This is a genomic window from Microlunatus soli (assembly GCF_900105385.1).
Taxonomy (GTDB): Bacteria; Actinomycetota; Actinomycetes; order Propionibacteriales; family Propionibacteriaceae; genus Microlunatus; species Microlunatus soli.
Genome location: NZ_LT629772.1, coordinates 6,578,051 through 6,593,828, shown reverse-complemented (window position 1 = coordinate 6,593,828; position 15,778 = coordinate 6,578,051). Strand labels below are relative to the sequence as shown.

General features: G+C 67.1%; 14 protein-coding genes. 9 read left to right on the top strand and 5 right to left on the bottom strand.

Going from position 1 to position 15,778, the window contains the following annotated elements; all coding sequences use genetic code 11:
• Positions 1 to 17: 17 nt before the first annotated feature.
• Complete coding sequence (locus BLU38_RS30095; protein ID WP_091531159.1) at positions 18 to 1,304, bottom strand: FAD-binding oxidoreductase; 1,287 nt, start codon at positions 1,302 to 1,304, stop codon at positions 18 to 20.
• A 140-nt stretch (positions 1,305 to 1,444) separates the two neighbouring features.
• Between BLU38_RS30095 and BLU38_RS30090 the strand changes: the two genes are divergently transcribed.
• From BLU38_RS30090 to mraY, 4 genes are all read left to right on the top strand, one after another.
• A complete protein-coding gene (locus tag BLU38_RS30090; RefSeq protein WP_157683872.1) occupies positions 1,445 to 2,230 on the top strand; it encodes a phosphotransferase family protein in 786 nt (261 codons plus the stop codon).
• A gap of 107 nt (positions 2,231 to 2,337) precedes the next feature.
• Complete coding sequence (locus tag BLU38_RS30085; RefSeq protein ID WP_091531154.1) at positions 2,338 to 3,282, top strand: aminoglycoside phosphotransferase family protein; 945 nt, start codon at positions 2,338 to 2,340, stop codon at positions 3,280 to 3,282.
• 187 nt (positions 3,283 to 3,469) lie between these two features.
• Complete coding sequence (locus tag BLU38_RS30080) at positions 3,470 to 3,844, top strand: cupin domain-containing protein (protein ID WP_091533424.1); 375 nt, start codon at positions 3,470 to 3,472, stop codon at positions 3,842 to 3,844.
• Positions 3,845 to 4,163: 319 nt separating this feature from the next.
• Entirely contained in the window at positions 4,164 to 5,207 is a 1,044-nt protein-coding gene (gene mraY, locus BLU38_RS30075; protein WP_231920101.1) for a phospho-N-acetylmuramoyl-pentapeptide-transferase, read from the top strand.
• 10 nt (positions 5,208 to 5,217) lie between these two features.
• On the opposite strand, the gene BLU38_RS30070 is transcribed toward mraY, so the two are convergent.
• A complete protein-coding gene (locus BLU38_RS30070; RefSeq protein ID WP_231920100.1) occupies positions 5,218 to 6,603 on the bottom strand; it encodes an LssY C-terminal domain-containing protein in 1,386 nt (461 codons plus the stop codon).
• A gap of 168 nt (positions 6,604 to 6,771) precedes the next feature.
• On the opposite strand from BLU38_RS30070, the gene BLU38_RS30065 reads away from it, so the two are divergent.
• From BLU38_RS30065 to aspS, 4 genes are all read left to right on the top strand, one after another.
• On the top strand, positions 6,772 to 7,479 hold the full coding sequence (locus tag BLU38_RS30065) for a hypothetical protein (RefSeq protein WP_091531148.1): 708 nt from the start codon (positions 6,772 to 6,774) through the stop codon (positions 7,477 to 7,479).
• 47 nt (positions 7,480 to 7,526) lie between these two features.
• On the top strand, positions 7,527 to 8,333 hold the full coding sequence (locus BLU38_RS30060; RefSeq protein WP_091531145.1) for a putative protein N(5)-glutamine methyltransferase: 807 nt from the start codon (positions 7,527 to 7,529) through the stop codon (positions 8,331 to 8,333).
• Positions 8,334 to 8,343: 10 nt separating this feature from the next.
• Positions 8,344 to 8,820, top strand: coding sequence for a hypothetical protein (locus BLU38_RS30055; protein ID WP_091531142.1), 477 nt, complete (start codon positions 8,344 to 8,346; stop codon positions 8,818 to 8,820).
• A 64-nt stretch (positions 8,821 to 8,884) separates the two neighbouring features.
• Complete coding sequence (gene aspS / locus BLU38_RS30050; protein WP_091531139.1) at positions 8,885 to 10,684, top strand: aspartate--tRNA ligase; 1,800 nt, start codon at positions 8,885 to 8,887, stop codon at positions 10,682 to 10,684.
• A gap of 103 nt (positions 10,685 to 10,787) precedes the next feature.
• Here the strand turns inward: aspS and BLU38_RS30045 are convergent, their stop codons facing one another.
• The 3 genes from BLU38_RS30045 to BLU38_RS30035 are packed head-to-tail and all read right to left on the bottom strand — an operon-like array spanning position 10,788 to position 13,918.
• Positions 10,788 to 11,621, bottom strand: coding sequence for a carbohydrate ABC transporter permease (locus tag BLU38_RS30045; RefSeq protein ID WP_091533419.1), 834 nt, complete (start codon positions 11,619 to 11,621; stop codon positions 10,788 to 10,790).
• A gap of 14 nt (positions 11,622 to 11,635) precedes the next feature.
• Positions 11,636 to 12,577 (bottom strand): carbohydrate ABC transporter permease, encoded by a 942-nt coding sequence (locus BLU38_RS30040; protein WP_091531136.1) that lies wholly within the window; start codon positions 12,575 to 12,577, stop codon positions 11,636 to 11,638.
• A gap of 15 nt (positions 12,578 to 12,592) precedes the next feature.
• A complete protein-coding gene (locus BLU38_RS30035; protein WP_231920099.1) occupies positions 12,593 to 13,918 on the bottom strand; it encodes an ABC transporter substrate-binding protein in 1,326 nt (441 codons plus the stop codon).
• A 210-nt stretch (positions 13,919 to 14,128) separates the two neighbouring features.
• Between BLU38_RS30035 and BLU38_RS30030 the strand changes: the two genes are divergently transcribed.
• Complete coding sequence (locus tag BLU38_RS30030) at positions 14,129 to 15,502, top strand: replication-associated recombination protein A (RefSeq protein WP_091531132.1); 1,374 nt, start codon at positions 14,129 to 14,131, stop codon at positions 15,500 to 15,502.
• Positions 15,503 to 15,778 lie beyond the last annotated feature (276 nt).

Genomic DNA, 15,778 nt, shown 5'->3' with positions numbered 1-15,778 from the left:
AGGGCCCGTCGACAGGCTCAGGCCGGCGGGATGTTGTGGTTGACCCGCAATACGTTGGCCGGATCGTAGCGGCGCTTCAGCTCCCGCAGCCGGTAGTAGTCGGCGACCCGATAGGCCCGGGCCGTCTGTGACGTGTCGGACAGGAAGTTCAGGAACTTCGCGCCGGTCGCTGACCAGGCAAGGTGATCGAGGACCCCCGGTTCGGCGTCGATCTTGATCGAGAACGGGATCTGCCGATGACCGACCGGACCATGATCAGCTTCCGGTCGCGCCGTCGCGCCGCCCCAATGGTGGAACTGCAGCGCGTTCGCGGTCCCATCGACGATGGCACCGACGGAGACGTCGATCAGCTGGTCGGACAGCTCGTGGTACATCTCGAAGCCGAGCGGCCGGGTGCCCGGGATCGTGATCCTGCCGTACGGGATCAGCCGCCCCTCGGACCGTACGCCGTCGACTCCGGCGATCCCGGTACGACCGGCCCAGCGCATCGCGTTCAGGGTGACCACGGCCCGTTCGGGATCGCCGACCGCCACGAAGCCCACCGACAACACCGGTCCGGACTGTTCGCGACGCAGCACCGGCGCCAGCGTCACCTCGTCCGGAACCTCCTCGGCGTGATCGGCGAACCAGCGCAGCACCGCAGCAGCCCGGTCGATCGGCCAGACCATGCTGCCGGCCAGCACCCGACTCACCGGCACCAACCGGATCTCCAGCTCGGTGATCAGCCCGAAGTTGCCGCTGCCACCGCGGACAGCCCAGAACAGGTCGGGATGTTCATCGGCACTGGCGGTGACCGTGCGGCCGTCGGGAAGAACCATCGTCGCCGAGATCAGATTGTCCGCGGCGTAGCCGTACCGGCGGGCCAGCCAGCCGACACCTCCGCCGGTGGTGAAGCCGGCGACGCCGACCCCGGGGAAGTCGCCCGACGTGGGGCTCAACCCGTACGGTTCCGCGGCCGCTATCACCTCCGCCCACCGCAGGCCGGGCTGCAGTCGGGCCACCCGCCGGACGGGGTCGATGATGATCTTCTTCATGGCGGCGGTGCTGATCAACACCGCGCCGTCAGCGGCAACAACCGAGCCGTGCCCGGTGGCCCGGACCGCCAGCGGACGCTCGAGCTCAGCTGCCGCCCGAACACCGGCGCGGATGTCGTCGGCGGTGCGTGCCACGACGATCGCGGCGGGGTAGTGGTCCGGTGTGTTGTCGGCGCGGGCAGCCTGGTAGCGGTCGGTGCCGGGGAACAGGACGACCGGGTCGCCGATCCGATCGACGGTGCGGGACGGGGTGACGATCTGGGTGCTCATGACGCCTCCTGGGTCTGATGCGATGTCCTCGATCGTTCCGTCGAACCAGGGGTCCGGGCATCGGCAGCCGAGCGGCAATCGGGCTACGTCGTCGGTCGTATCGGGCTACGCGTCCCGACGCAGCGCTACGTTGGAGCCCGATGACGACAGCCGCAGCAGGTCCGCCCGTACGGCACACGCACGCGATCACTCGTGACGGGGAACTGATCACCAAGACGTTTCGATCCTGGAGTCGCGGCGAGCCGCTGCGGGAGTGGCGTGCACTGCGACACCTCGCCGAGACCGCGCCGGGGCTGGCACCCGAGCCGGTCGCCGCCGAGCCGCTCGCCGAACCACCCTGGCTGCGGATGCGGGTCGTACCGGGGCAGCCGGTCACCGGACCGTGGACCGATGATCACCTGGACGCACTGGCCGCATCGATGCGTCAGCTGTGGTCGGTGCCGGTGCCGACGGCACTCGATCCGATCGACTTCCACTCCACGGCTGCCTGGCGTGACCTGGTCGCCCGGACACCTGAGCTCGACCCCGGTCCGCAGCGCGCCGTCGACCTCGGCATCCGCCGGTGGATCGGCAGCGGTGAACTGGTCGACCTGCTGACCGCTGACCGGCCACCGATCCTCGGGCAGGGTGATCCGCAGGTCGGCAACATGCTGTACGACGCCGGCCGCTTCCGGCTGGTCGACTTCGAGGACGCCGGCCGCAGTGATCTGGCCTTCGAACTGGCCAACTTCGCCGAACATCTCGGTACCCGCGGCACCGGCCTGGACCGGCTCGCCGATCGCTTCGACGTCGACCCTGCCCGCTACTGGCTGTGCCGCCGGCTGATCGCCAGCTTCTGGTTCTTCACGCTGTCCACCCAGCGCGACCGACGCAACGACGAGTTCGTCGAGCAGAGCACGCGGCTGGAGGCACTGCTGGACCGGTGAGCGGCCCCTGCTGCGCACCGGCGCTGTTGATCATCCAGCACGCAGCCACCAGATGGCCGGCCGATCCGGCTGCGCCGTGATCGTCGCGGCCGGTAGCGTGCCGGGTCGTGCACAGCGCCCCGATCCCACCTCCCGTACCCCCGTTGGACGCCGAGCAGTTGCTGGCCGAGGTCAACCGTCACACCGACGCCGGACTACGGCTCACCGGACGCGCCGCAGCCGGTGAGGTCGGCGCCGGCTACGTCGCGTGGCCGGACGGCCGGCACGGTGTGCTGACCCGGTCCGGCGCACCGGTCTCAGAACTCCGGAAGACACAGGCGGTCCTGGAACGGGTCGCCGCCGTCGGCATTCCGTCTCCGCACTATCAGCAGATCGTCGACCTCGGCGAGCAGCGGGCGATCATCCAGCAACGGCTTCCCGGAAGCTCACCGGAGCGGGTCGACGCCGGCCTGGTGGTCCAACTCGTCGACCTCGTGGAGACGCTCCGCGGGCTGTCGGGGACCGGATCGGTGGCGCCGGAGGTCAACCTCCACCTGACGTCCAGTGGTCCCGGATTCTGTGTGCACGAGACGCTCTCCGGCTACGACGCCCGGAGCCGTCGGCTGTTGGGGCGGATCCGGGAGATCGGCCGGGACGCACCGCCGGAGCATGGGGACGATCTCGTCCATCTCGACTTCCACCCGGCCAACGTGCTGGTGGACGACGCCGGCCGGATCAGCGGGCTGGTCGACTGGGACGGCATCGGACGGGGCGACCGCCGGTTCGCCCTGGTGACCCTCACCTTCGACCTCAGCTTCGGGATCGCCCACCGCGACGGCTATCGCGCATTGGATCCGGCCGACCTTGCGCCGGTGCTCGACGGGCTCGCCGCGGCCCCGGTCGAACGGGTTCGCCGCTGGTGGGCGAGCATGAGCCTGCGGCAGGTCGACTGGACGATCCGACACTCTTATCCGATCGAGGTCATCGACTTCTATCTCGCCTTGGCCACCCGGGGCCTGGACCGGTTGACCGCCGACCGACCGCTGTCGTCGTCGGAACTGTTTCCCGCCTGAATGCGTGCTCATCGCCGCAACCGGCGGGCCCGTGAGCGGCGGTGAACCCAGGGGCGGCCGTTGAGATCGCGAATCGGCGGGGACCAGAACCCGTTGCAGGGTCGGCGAACCCCGGCCAGGATGATCAGACACGGCTGGACAGACATCGATGGCGGACGGCCCCGTCATCAGGACCAAGGGAGTTCCGATGGGTCTCATTCCGGTTTCCGAACAGGATCGGCAGGGCGAGTCGGCCACGTTCATCGGCAAGGGGTACGAGTCCGACGTCTCGTTCTTCCTGGAGTATCTGCAGCCGGGTCAGGGACCGGCACTGCATCGGCACCCGTACTCGGAGACCTTCATCATCATCGAGGGCACGGTGACCTTCACGCTCGGCCGAGATCAGGTCGACGCCCGGGTCGGCGACATCGCCGTCGCGCCGGCCCGCACCCCGCACAAGTTCACCGTCGCCGGCGACGGTCCGGCCCGGATGGTCAACATCCATGCGGCGGCCGAGATGGAGACCGAATGGTTGGACGAGGAGACCTGGGAAGTCCTCCGCACCTCGTCGGTTCGTGCCTGAACGAGCCGTCCGCCGGGTGCGACCGGACTCGAACCGGTAACGGTCGCCGCGGCACGGCCGAGCGGTTCCACGGTTCGGGCGCCGACGCCCTACGCTATGCCGAGATGACCGCAAGCCAGCGGCGACGCCGCTTACCCCTGCCCGCGCGGCCGTGTGCATCTGCCACGGCCGCGGATCGTGATATCTGCATCGGTGGTGGAGTCGCTCCCGTGACCGGCGTGAACGTCTCCACGAGCACGTTCGGGGAGATGGGGGGCACCGCTCGGTGATCGCCCTGATCGTCGCGGGAGCGTTCGCTCTCGCGTTCACACTGCTGACCATGCCCGCCTTCATCAGGTTGGTGCACCGGCTCGGGTGGGGCCAGCCGATCCGGGTCGACGGCCCGACGACCCACCAGATCAAGCGGGGTACGCCGACCATGGGCGGCCTGGTCTTCGTGATCGGCGCCGTCGGCGGCTACTTCATCGGCCACCTCGTCGTCGGATCGAGTACGCCGATCACCGCGAGTGGACTACTGGTCGTGCTGATGATGGTCGGGCTGGCCGCCGTCGGCTTCCTGGACGACTTCACCAAGACCCGACGCAAGCAGAGTCTCGGACTGACCGGCTGGCAGAAGGTCGGCGGCCAGCTGGTGGTGGCGACGGCGTTCGCCCTGCTCGCCCTCGCATTCCGCGACCCCGACAACGGGCTGACCCCGGCGACCGCCGCGATCTCGGTGATCCGGGACGTGCCGTGGCTCGATCTGATGGCCCTGGGGCCGGTGGTCGGAGTGGTCCTCTATCTGCTCTGGATCAACCTGCTGACCGTCTCGGTCTCCAACGCGGTCAACGTCACCGACGGCCTCGACGGGTTGGCCACCGGCGCCACCATCCTGGCGCTGTCGGCGTACATCTTCATCGGGTTCTTCCAGTTCAAGCAGGCCTGCCACAACGTCGGTGACACCGCCGAGGGCTGTTTCCAGGTCCGCGATCCGCTCGATCTGACGATCGTGGCGGTGGCGCTGGCCGGCAGCCTGGTCGGCTTCCTGTGGTGGAACGCCTCACCGGCCCAGGTCTTCATGGGCGACACCGGTTCGTTGGCCATCGGCGGCACCCTCGGAGCGCTGGCGATCCTGACCCACACCGAGCTGCTGCTGATCGTGATCGGTGGTCTCTACATCATCGAGACCGGTTCGGTGATCATCCAGCGGGCGTACTTCAAGGTCACCCACGGACGCCGGATCTTCCGGATGAGTCCGATCCATCACCACTTCGAGCTGAAGGGCTGGGACCAGGTCACGATCACGATCCGGTTCTGGATCCTGGCCGGATTGTTCATGGTGGTCGGTGTCGGGCTGTTCTACTTCGGCTGGCTCAGTAGCTGACGCCTTCGGCTCAGAGCAGCCGGGTGGCGTCGTTGATGTCGGTGATCGCCTGCCTGGTGTCGTGCCGCAACTGCCGGGCAGCGACCGCGTACTCGCGGGACGAATTGCTGGACAGCATCATCAACCCGGCGATCTGCAACCCGGCAGCGGCGATGTTGGTCCCGAGCGGGGCCGGCAGCACGCCGAAGTGATCGACCAACCCGACCGTGATGCTGAACAGCAGGAAGAACATCAAGATCAATCGGGGCACCTGCTTGCCCTGCAGGGTGAGCACGATCAAGATCAACTGGGCCAACAGCACCACCGCACCGGTGATCGTGGCCAGCCCGGAGAACTCGCTGTCCGGGACCAGGGACGGCTCGCCGGTCCGGATGAAGTCGGCCACCCCGATCGAGATCAGCACGGCCGCACCGGCCAGCACCAGCGCCGCACTGGCCAGCACCGACAACGGACGCCGCCGGGACGCCTTGGTCTCCTCCAGCGCGTTGGCCAGACCGCCGGGCCGCAACGCCCGTTCCTGCCGTCGCTCGCCCTCCAGCGGACTGTCGTCGGCGTCCGGTAATTCGATGATCGGCAGGTCGCCGTCGGTGTGGATCGAATCGCCGCCACCATTGCGGGAGTGATAGCCGGTGGTGAAGTCCTCCAGGACCGTCACCTCGGTGTCCGGGATGGTCGTGGTGATCGACTCGGTGACGTAGTCGCGTTCGATGTCGATGTCGGCGTCGATCTTGTGGGTGATCTGCAACGTGAACAGGCTGACCCCGACCGCGCGGTCGTAGGTCGCCGCGGCCAACCAGTCGACCCGATGCCCACCGGGCAACGGCCAGTCCTGCGGCGTTCGCCAGAACCGGACGTGATGCCGCTTGCCGGGACTGCCGTCGACCTCCTGTTGATAGGCGAAGTCCTGTTGCCGACCGAACAGCAGCAGCGGTGACACCGGCGCCTCGGAGTAGCTGCGCCGGGTCAGTGTGGCGCGGATGATCTGCCAGGCCGACTCCAGGGTGATCTCGTCGGCCAACGTCCAGCCCGCCTTGCGCATCGCCTGGTGCAACTGGTGCTCGTCGCCGCGGAAGGCGAGGTTGATCGGATCACCGAGCAGGCCGTCACTGGTCCGGGTCCGGCCGATGAAGTAATTCGGGACATAGATGTCGGACAGGATCCGATGCAGCCGCGGCAACGTCAGGTAGGCAGCCATCGCCCAGAACAGGATGAAGAACAGCCAGTTCGACCAGTTCCACCGGAACCCCTCCCGGAGCAGGAAGATCGTCAACCAGATCGCGGCGATGCCGGCGATGATGAAGAAGAACTGGTCGATCGGGCCTGCCTCGGGGATCCGCTGTCGCAGCCGGTAGGGCCGGCGACGCGTGGCCGAGCGCGCGTCCTGGCGTTGAGTCACCCGACGATGGTACGGGTCCGGTCGGAGCGCTTCCCTGGGCCATCGATGAACCCGGATCGGTCGGCGGCAGAAAATTCTTGCCGTCCGGTCCAACCAAACCGTGTTCTGCGGACTCTCTCCAAGTGACGGCACGCGGGGTGCCGATCACCGAGGAGTGAGGAACACAGCATGTCCACCAACACCACCCGTCCCGCCGCGCCGTCCGGCTCCGCCCAGGCTGCCGGCCGGAAGGGACTCGCCGCCCGCGCAGCCTTGGCGCTGGCCGTTGCGGCCGGCGCCGCCGTCGGGCTGAGCGGCTTCGGGCTGCATTCTGCCGACGCGGCGAGCACGGACCCGATCGACACCGTCAACCTGATCCAGGGACGCGACTTCAGCAGCTTCAAGGACAACGTCGGCGAGCTCAACCAGCAGACCACCGACCTGTACGGAGCGCACGGCATCAGCGCCTGCACCGGTGAGGACTCCCTCGACACCCTGACCGGAAACAAGGACCTGACCTCGATCGGATCGACCTGGTCCAACGCCGACGGTGAGGTCGACGGCCTGATCACCGAGGCGATCGTCGAGGCCAAGACACCGGCCGCGGCCAAGGCTGCCGCCGCCACGGTGGTCGCGGCGCTGAAGGAATGCCAGACCGAGCCGGAGGGCCACTGGCACTACGGCAAGCTCTACAACGGGCCACTGAAGGACGGCGACCACGTCTGGATGGACAGCATCGACGGCGACACCGGCAAGGCCACCGGTGGCGTCTCGGTAATGCTGCACGGCAACCGCTTCGGGATCGTCGAGGTCCAGCAGTCGGCCGGCTCGGTCGGCGACGGGGACGATGCGATCAAGAACGTCAGCTACGAGGCTGAGCTGCGGCTGGCCGACTGATCACCGTTCGCTCCGGCGAGTCCGTCGAGGGGGATAGGCTCGCCGGAGTGAATCACACCGATCCCAACACCGGCAGCGATCCGGTGGTCGATCGACTCCGAGCGGCCGGCTGCGTGTTCGCCGAGGACGAGGCGGCCCTGCTGCGTAACGAAGCGGTGGATGCCGCCGCGCTGCAGCAGATGATCGAGCGCCGGATCGCCGGCGTTCCGCTGGAGCAGATCGTCGGCTGGGCCGAATTCTGCGGGCAGCGGTTCGCGGTCGAGCCGGGGGTCTTCGTGCCCCGCCGGCGGACCGAGCTGCTGGTCCGTACGGCCGCCGACCGCTGCGGATCGGGTTCGGTGCTGGTCGACCTGTGCGGCGGTGTCGGAGCCGTCGCCTCGGCCGTGCTGACCTCGGTCGGCTCGTTGGAGCTGTACTGCACCGAGATCGACCCGGTCGCCGTCTCCTGCGCCCGACGCAACCTGGCGGCACGAGCCTCGGTGCTGCACGGAGATCTGTTCGATCCGCTGCCGCAAGCTCTGCGTGGGTCGGTGGCGATGATCACCGCGAATGCACCGTACGTGCCGACCGGCGAGATCGCCTTCATGCCGGCCGAGGCCCGTGATCATGAACTGCTCGCCGCGCTGGACGGAGGAGCCGACGGACTCGACATCCACCGTCGGATCATCGAACAGGCGCCGGAGTGGCTGACCGACGGAGGCTGGTTGATCATCGAGACCGGCCGGGGACAGGCCGACATCGATCGGGAATTGCTGGCCGCCGCGGGGTTCGATGCCTCGACGATCATCGACGACGAGATCGACGGCACCGTGGTCGCCGGCCAATTGAGTCGCCATCGCGGCGCCCATCGCTGATCATGGTGAGATGACCGACTTCGAGCCGTGGGCCGCGCACTTCGAGGTCCTGGCGTTGCGGCGGGAGGACGTCGATCTGGACTGGACCCGCGTCGACGCGGTGGAGCTCGTCGTCGGCGGCCGAGACTTCCGGGACTGGGTCGCGGAGGCGGAACGGCAGGAATCAGGGGGCCGCGAATTGGCCGGGCAGTATCTCGGTCTGAGTGCTACCGAGGTGGACTGGCCAGACCACCTTCTCGGCCGGACGCCGGAGACGGGGGAGGACGACTACCGATGGGACGGCCGGACCGTTCTGCTGGGCTGTAGCTGCGGCACGATCGGCTGCTGGCCGCTCTACGGCCGGATCACGGTCGATACCGGCTCGGTCTTCTGGTACGACTTCGCCAACCCGCACCGGGACTGGACCTACGCCGGGTTGCCGCCGTTCCGTTTCGACCGGGCCGGCTACGAGCGGGAGTTGGCCCGCTTCGCCTCGACGGTGGGATGACCGTAGGATCGCAGCCGTTGGTTTCGCCGCACTCGCGGCCGCAGACGTTGCTACGGAGGATTCAGTGATTCGCACCCATCAGGCCGGTACGTTGCGCGCAGCGGACGCCGGACAGACCGTCACCCTCGCCGGCTGGGTCGGCCGGCGCCGGGATCACGGTGGGGTCGCGTTCCTGGATCTCCGTGACGCCAGCGGTATCGCCCAGGTGGTGGTCCGCGACGAGTTGCTGGAGGCCTCCGGCGCGCACGATCTGCGCAACGAGTACTGCATCAAGGTCACCGGCGTCGTCGAGTCCCGGCCCGAGGGCAACGCCAATCCGGACCTGCCCACCGGCGAGATCGAGGTCGTCACCTCCGAGCTGGAGGTGCTCAACCCGTCGGCACCGCTGCCGTTCCAGATCGACGAGCGGACCGAGGTCGGCGAGGACACCCGGCTGAAGTACCGCTACCTCGACCTGCGCCGGCCTGCGCCGGGCCAGGCCATCCGGCTGCGCAGCGAGGTCAACCGGGTCGCCCGGAACACGCTGGCCGAGCATGACTTCGTCGAGATCGAGACCCCGACCCTGACCCGGTCCACTCCGGAGGGCGCCCGGGACTTCCTGGTCCCGGCCCGGCTGCGGCCCGGTTCCTGGTACGCCCTGCCGCAGAGCCCGCAGCTGTTCAAACAGCTGCTGATGGTCGGCGGCATGGAGCGCTACTACCAGATCGCCCGCTGCTACCGGGACGAGGACTTCCGCGCCGACCGGCAGCCGGAGTTCACCCAGCTCGACGTCGAGATGAGCTTCGTCGACCAGGACGACGTGATCGCGCTGGCCGAGGAGCTGCTGGCGGGGATCTGGAAGCTGGTCGGCCATGAGATCACGGCCCCGATCGCACGGATCAGCTACGCCGAGGCGTTCGACAAGTACGGCACCGACAAGCCGGATCTGCGGTTCGATCTGGAGATCACCGAGCTCACCGACTACTTCTCCGACACCCCGTTCCGGGTCTTCCAGGCGCCGTACGTGGGTGCGGTGGTGATGCCGGGCGGCGCGGACCAGCCGCGCCGGACCCTCGATGCCTGGCAGGAGTTCGCCAAGCAGCGTGGGCACAAGGGACTGGCCTACGTGCTGGTCGGCGAGGACGGCGAGCTCGGCGGCCCGGTCGCCAAGAACCTCAGCGAGACCGAACGCGCCGGACTGGTCGAGGCGGTCGGCGCCAAGCCGGGCGACTGCGTCTTCTTCGGCGCCGGCGAACGCACCAAGGCGCAGGCGCTGCTCGGCGCCACCCGGCTGGAGATCGGCCACCGGGTCGGCCTCATTGACGAGGACGCCTGGTCCTTCGTCTGGGTGGTCGACGCGCCGCTGTTCGAGCCGGCCGCCGACGCCGTCGCAGCCGGTGACGTGGCCGTCGGAACAGGCGCCTGGACCGCCGTGCACCACGCCTTCACCTCGCCGAAGCCGGAGTCGATCGACACCTTCGACACCGATCCCGGCTCGGCACTGGCCTACGCCTACGACATCGTCTGCAACGGCAACGAGATCGGCGGCGGCTCGATCCGTATCCATCAGCGCGACGTCCAGGAGCGGGTCTTCCAGGTGATGGGCCTGAGCGCGGAGGAAGCGCAGGAGAAGTTCGGCTTCCTGCTGGACGCCTTCGCCTTCGGAGCCCCGCCGCACGGCGGCATCGCCTTCGGCTGGGACCGGATCGTCGCGCTGCTGGCCGGGATGGACTCGATCCGCGAGGTGATCGCGTTCCCGAAGTCCGGTGGCGGCGTCGACCCGCTGACCGACGCCCCGGCCCCGATCACCCCGCAGCAGCGCAAGGAAGCCGGCATCGACTCCAAGCCGCCGGAACCCAAGCCCACCGAATCCTCCGACGCCTGATCCCGGACCTCACTCCATCGCCGCACCGTTTCCGTACCTTCGCACCACGTACACAGGGTGCGATCGTACGGAAGCGGTGCGGCTGGGTTGTGAGGCTGGGAGGTCAGCCCTTGACGGCGCCGGAGGTCATCCCGGCGACGATCTGCCGGTTGAAGAAGATGTACATGATCAACGGCGGGATCGTGATCAGCAGGATGTCGGCGAAGAGCAGGTTCCACTGGTTCAACGCCTGACTCTGGAAGTTGTACAGGGTCAGCTGGACGGTGACGTTCTCGTCGCCGGGCAGGAAATACAGCGGCCCGGTGAAGTCGTTGAAGACGTTCACGGCCTGGACGACGATGACGGTGATCATCACCGGCCGGAGCAGTGGCAGCACGACGGTGAAGAACAGTCGCAGCGGCCCGGCCCCATCGACGATCGCGGCCTCGTCGAGCTCACGCGGAATGGTGCTGACGAAGGCCCGGAAGAGCAGGATCGAGAAGCTCAATCCGAAGGTCACTTCGACCAAGATCATCCCGAACATGGTCTTGAAGATGCCCAACGACTGCAGCACCCAGATCGTCGGCACCACGGCCGGCGGGATGATCAGCCCGGCCATCACCATGAAGTTGATGAACGGGTTCCATCGCGAGGTCCGACGCTGCAGCACGTAGCCGGTCATCGCCGCGAACACCACCATCAGCGTCACACTGAATACGGTCAGCGTCGTGCTGTTGATGAAGGCCCGCAGCACGACGAAGTCCCGGGTCGTCAGGACGTCCAGGATGTTCTGCCACAGTTGCCATCGGGTGGGCAGGGCGAAGTCGAACTCGGCGGCTTCCTTCGTACTCTTCGATGCCGTCAGCAGGATGAACGCGAACGGCACGATGAAGACGACCAGCGCCACCAGCAGCGAGATCAGTCCACCGGTGAACTCCGACACGCGGCGCCGTCTCATCGATCCGGTTCGTCTCATCGATCGATCTCCCGCCGGTTGAAGTAGTGCGACATCGGGATCACGATGATCGACACCACGACGAACAACACCACGTTGCCGGCAGTCGACAGACCGTAAAATCCGGCCTGGTACTGCTTGTAGATCACTGAAGCGATCACATCACTGGTGAAGCCGGGCCCGCCCTTGGTCATCGCCCAGATCAGGTCGAAGGAGCGCAGCCCGCCGATCAGCGACAACAAGATCACCGTCGTGGTCGCCGGCCGGACCAGCGGCAACGTGATGCTCCAGAAGTTCTGCCACCAGCCGGCGCCGTCCACCTTCGCCGCTTCGTAGTACTCCAACGGAATCGCCACGATGCCGGCAATGTAGATCAGTGTGGCGATCCCCAACCCCTTCCAGATGTCGACGCCGGCGACGCTGAAGAGGGCCCACTTCGGATCGGTCAACCACCCCGGCCCGGTGATCCCGAACCAGCCGAGCACACCGTTCACCAGTCCATGATCGGGATTGAGCAGCACCTTGAAGGTCAGCCCGACACCGATGGTGGAGACCAGTACCGGGAAGAAGATCACCGACCGCAGGAAATTGCGGCCGAACAGCCGACCGGTCAGCGCCAGTCCGAGCAACAGCCCGATCACCACCTTCGCGCCGGAGGTGATGAACCCGTAGATGAAGGTGTTGACGAAGCCGCGGACCAGGGTCGGTTCGCTGAAGAACATCGCGTAGTTCTCCAGCCCGATGAACTCGGTCTCGAACAGCGTCCAGCGGGTCAGGCTGAAGTAGAACGAGGCAAAGGTCGGGATCGCGAACAGGACGACGAACAGCACCGCCGCTGGGATGAAGAACCAGGTCGGGTAGGCCCGGTCCCGGTGCCAGGCCCGCCGGCTGCGGCGACGCGGTCCGGGCGCCTCCGCAGCCGGTTGATCAACTTTGATACTGGGTGTGGAAGTCACCACGATTCGCTCCGATGATCACCAGCCGGGCAGGCCGAGTTGTTGGGCCTGCTTCTTGACGTCCTCGTCGTACAGCTTGGCGCCCGCCGCACCGGTCTTGATGCCGCGGCCGACCTCGACGGTCAGGTTGGGCAGCGCCGGCCCCTTGATCGGAGACAGGAACTCCGCGGCCGGCGAGGCCTTCTCCGCCTCGGTGTACTTCTCGATGTCGGTCAGCACCGGCGCGACGTCGTCGGGCAACTCGCAGGAGTTCAGCGCGTACGGCCCGGCCGGCACGCCCTTGTCGTTCTGGATCGCGCAGCCTTCGTCCGACATCGCGAAGGCGATGAACTTCTTGGCCGCGTCCAGCTTGGCACCCTCGGCGGTCTTCGGGATGTAGAACGCGTTCGGCAGCCAGATCGTCAGCCGGGTGTCGGCGCCGTCCTGGGCCGGCAGCGCGAACATGCCGATGTCGTCGAGGTTGTCAGGATGGTTCTGCTCGATCAGCGACAACGCGCTGGACAGCATCGGCCAGTGCACGCCGTCACCGCTGGCCAGCAGCGTCGCGCCCTGGTCGTACTCGGCCGACGCCGCATCCTTGTTGTAGTAGCCGGCCTTGGCCGTCTGCTGCTGGTTCAGCCAGCCCTGGACGGCGGGCTGCGCGGCGTACTTGCGTTGCCCCTTGGTGTAGGCATCGGCCCAATCGGGATCCTGGGCCTGGACGTTGGCGAAGTCGGCCAGCACGAAGAGCTGTGCAGTCCAGTCGGTGCCGAAGGTCTGGATCACCGGCACCTTGCCGGCTGCCTTGATCTTCTTGTTGTTGGCATCGAACTCGGCCCAACTGGTCGGCACCTTCAACCCCAACTCGGTGTAGACCTTCTTGTTGTACAGCACTCCGCCGGCCGAGGTGGTCCCCAGCGGAGCGCCGTACATCCCCTTGGAGGTGCTGACGGTGGAGACGAAGTTCTTGTCCAGGTCCTTGGCCCACGGTTGGTCGGACAGGTTGACCAGCTGGGTGTCCGGACTGAGCGCCTGCATCAAAGACCCGCTGTTGTAGTTGAAGACCTCCGGCATCTCGCCGGTGCTCAACTTCGTCTTGGTCAGGTTGTCGCCCTCGGTGCCGCCGGGCTGCGTCTCGAGATTGATCTTGATCTTGGGGTTCTTGGCGGTGAACGCCTTGATCATCGCTTCCTGCACCTCGGTCTGGCCGTCGGCCGAGACCGGAACCAGCATCCGGATGGTCGTGGTGTCACCGCCGGCGTCATCACTGGAGCCGATCGACCCGACCGAACAGCCGGCCGCCGCCAGGACCACCGACATCGTGATGGCGAGCGGCGCGAATCGCGTACGTCTGAGATGGAACACTCTTACCTCCCTGTAAAAGTGATCAGGGATCTGGACACCCCCGAGGCCACCGGTTGAAACGGTTCAGCTGCGAGCCAGCGTAAAGCGCCCGACGTTGTACGGTCAACAGTTCACTCGTTCGTGACCAGATCGATGCCGGACGCCCGATGCGACTCGTCGGCTGTCGGCTCGGCGGCATAGGGTTCGTCTGCGACGAATCGAGGAGAGGCAATGAGCGAGGACCTGTTCGGCGAACCGATCGGCGGTCCGGGTGCGGCGCAGACGTCGGGGCCGGGGAGCCTCGGTGCGGGCGATCACGCCGGTACGCCGTTGGCCGTCCGGATGCGCCCGCGGAGCCTGGATGAGATCGTCGGACAGCAGCATCTGCTGGCGCCCGGGTCGCCGTTGCGCAGGCTGGCTGCGGGCGAGCCGATGTCGGTCTTCCTGTGGGGTCCACCCGGTGTCGGTAAGACCACCATCGCCTCGGTGGTCTCCCAGCAGACCGAGCGTCGGTTCGTCGAGGTGTCGGCGGTGACCGCCGGAGTCAAGGAGGTCCGCGCCGTCCTCGATCAGGCCAAACGGGATCTGCGGACCGGCAAACAGACCGTGCTGTTCGTCGACGAGGTGCACCGCTTCTCCAAGGCGCAGCAGGACGTGCTGCTGCCGGCGGTGGAGAACCGACTGGTCACGTTGATCGCCGCGACCACGGAGAATCCGAGCTTCTCGGTGATCTCGCCGTTGCTGTCCCGATCACTGCTGCTGACCCTGAAGCCGCTGACCGACGACGACATCTCCGGGCTGCTCGATCGGGCGCTGGCCGACGACCGCGGACTCAAGCGTGACGACGGCGTCTTCGAACTGACCGATGATGCCCGCGCCGCACTGCTCCGGATGGCCGGTGGTGACGCTCGCCGCGCGCTGACCTATCTGGAGGAGTCGGCCGCCGGCGCCGCTGCCACCGATTCCATGATCATCGACCCGTCGGTGGTCGAACGGGCCGTCGACCGGGCAGCGGTGCAGTACGACAAGGACGGTGACCAGCACTACGACGTGATCAGTGCGTTCATCAAGTCGATGCGCGGCTCGGATGTCCAAGCCTCGTTGCATTATCTGGCCAGGATGATCGAAGCAGGGGAGGATCCACGGTTCATCGCCCGGCGGATCATGATCTTGGCCAGCGAAGACATCGGGATGGCCGATCCGACCGCGATCCAGGTCGCCGTCGCCGCTGCCCAGACGGTTCAGCTGATCGGCTTCCCCGAGGGTGCCATCACGTTGGCCCATGCGGTGATCCATTGCGCACTGGCACCGAAGTCCAATGCGGTGGTGACCGCGATCGGTGAAGCACAGGCCGATGTCCGAGCGGGCAAGATCGGCACCGTGCCGCCGCATCTGCGGGACGCGCATTATGCGACGGCGCAGAAATATGGACATGGGGTTGGATATCTCTACGCCCACGACGAACCGCATGGCATCGCCGCCCAGCAGTACCTGCCCGATGATCTTGTCGGCGCCGACTACTACCGACCCACCACCCACGGCAACGAGGCCTCGGTCACCGAGCGGCTGAAGCGCATCCAGGAGATGCTCGGACGTTCCGAGTAGTGCCGGTGAATCCTGGATGAACATCGCGACGGTGATCGATCGGGGGAACCGTAGCTGCCGCCTGGGCGTCGGAGATCTGACGTGCTGCGCACCCGAACACGCCCCCTGCGCTGTGTAACCTCGCCTGGGTCCACGCTCGTCCTGACCGCCTGTTCGACCTTGATGGAGGTAGATGTCCCGTGGGTAGCGATCCGAGTACCTGGGGTGGATTGCCGGATGTGAAGATCAATTCGACTGCCGCCTCCTCGTTGGTGAGTGGCTGCCGGGAAGCAGCTC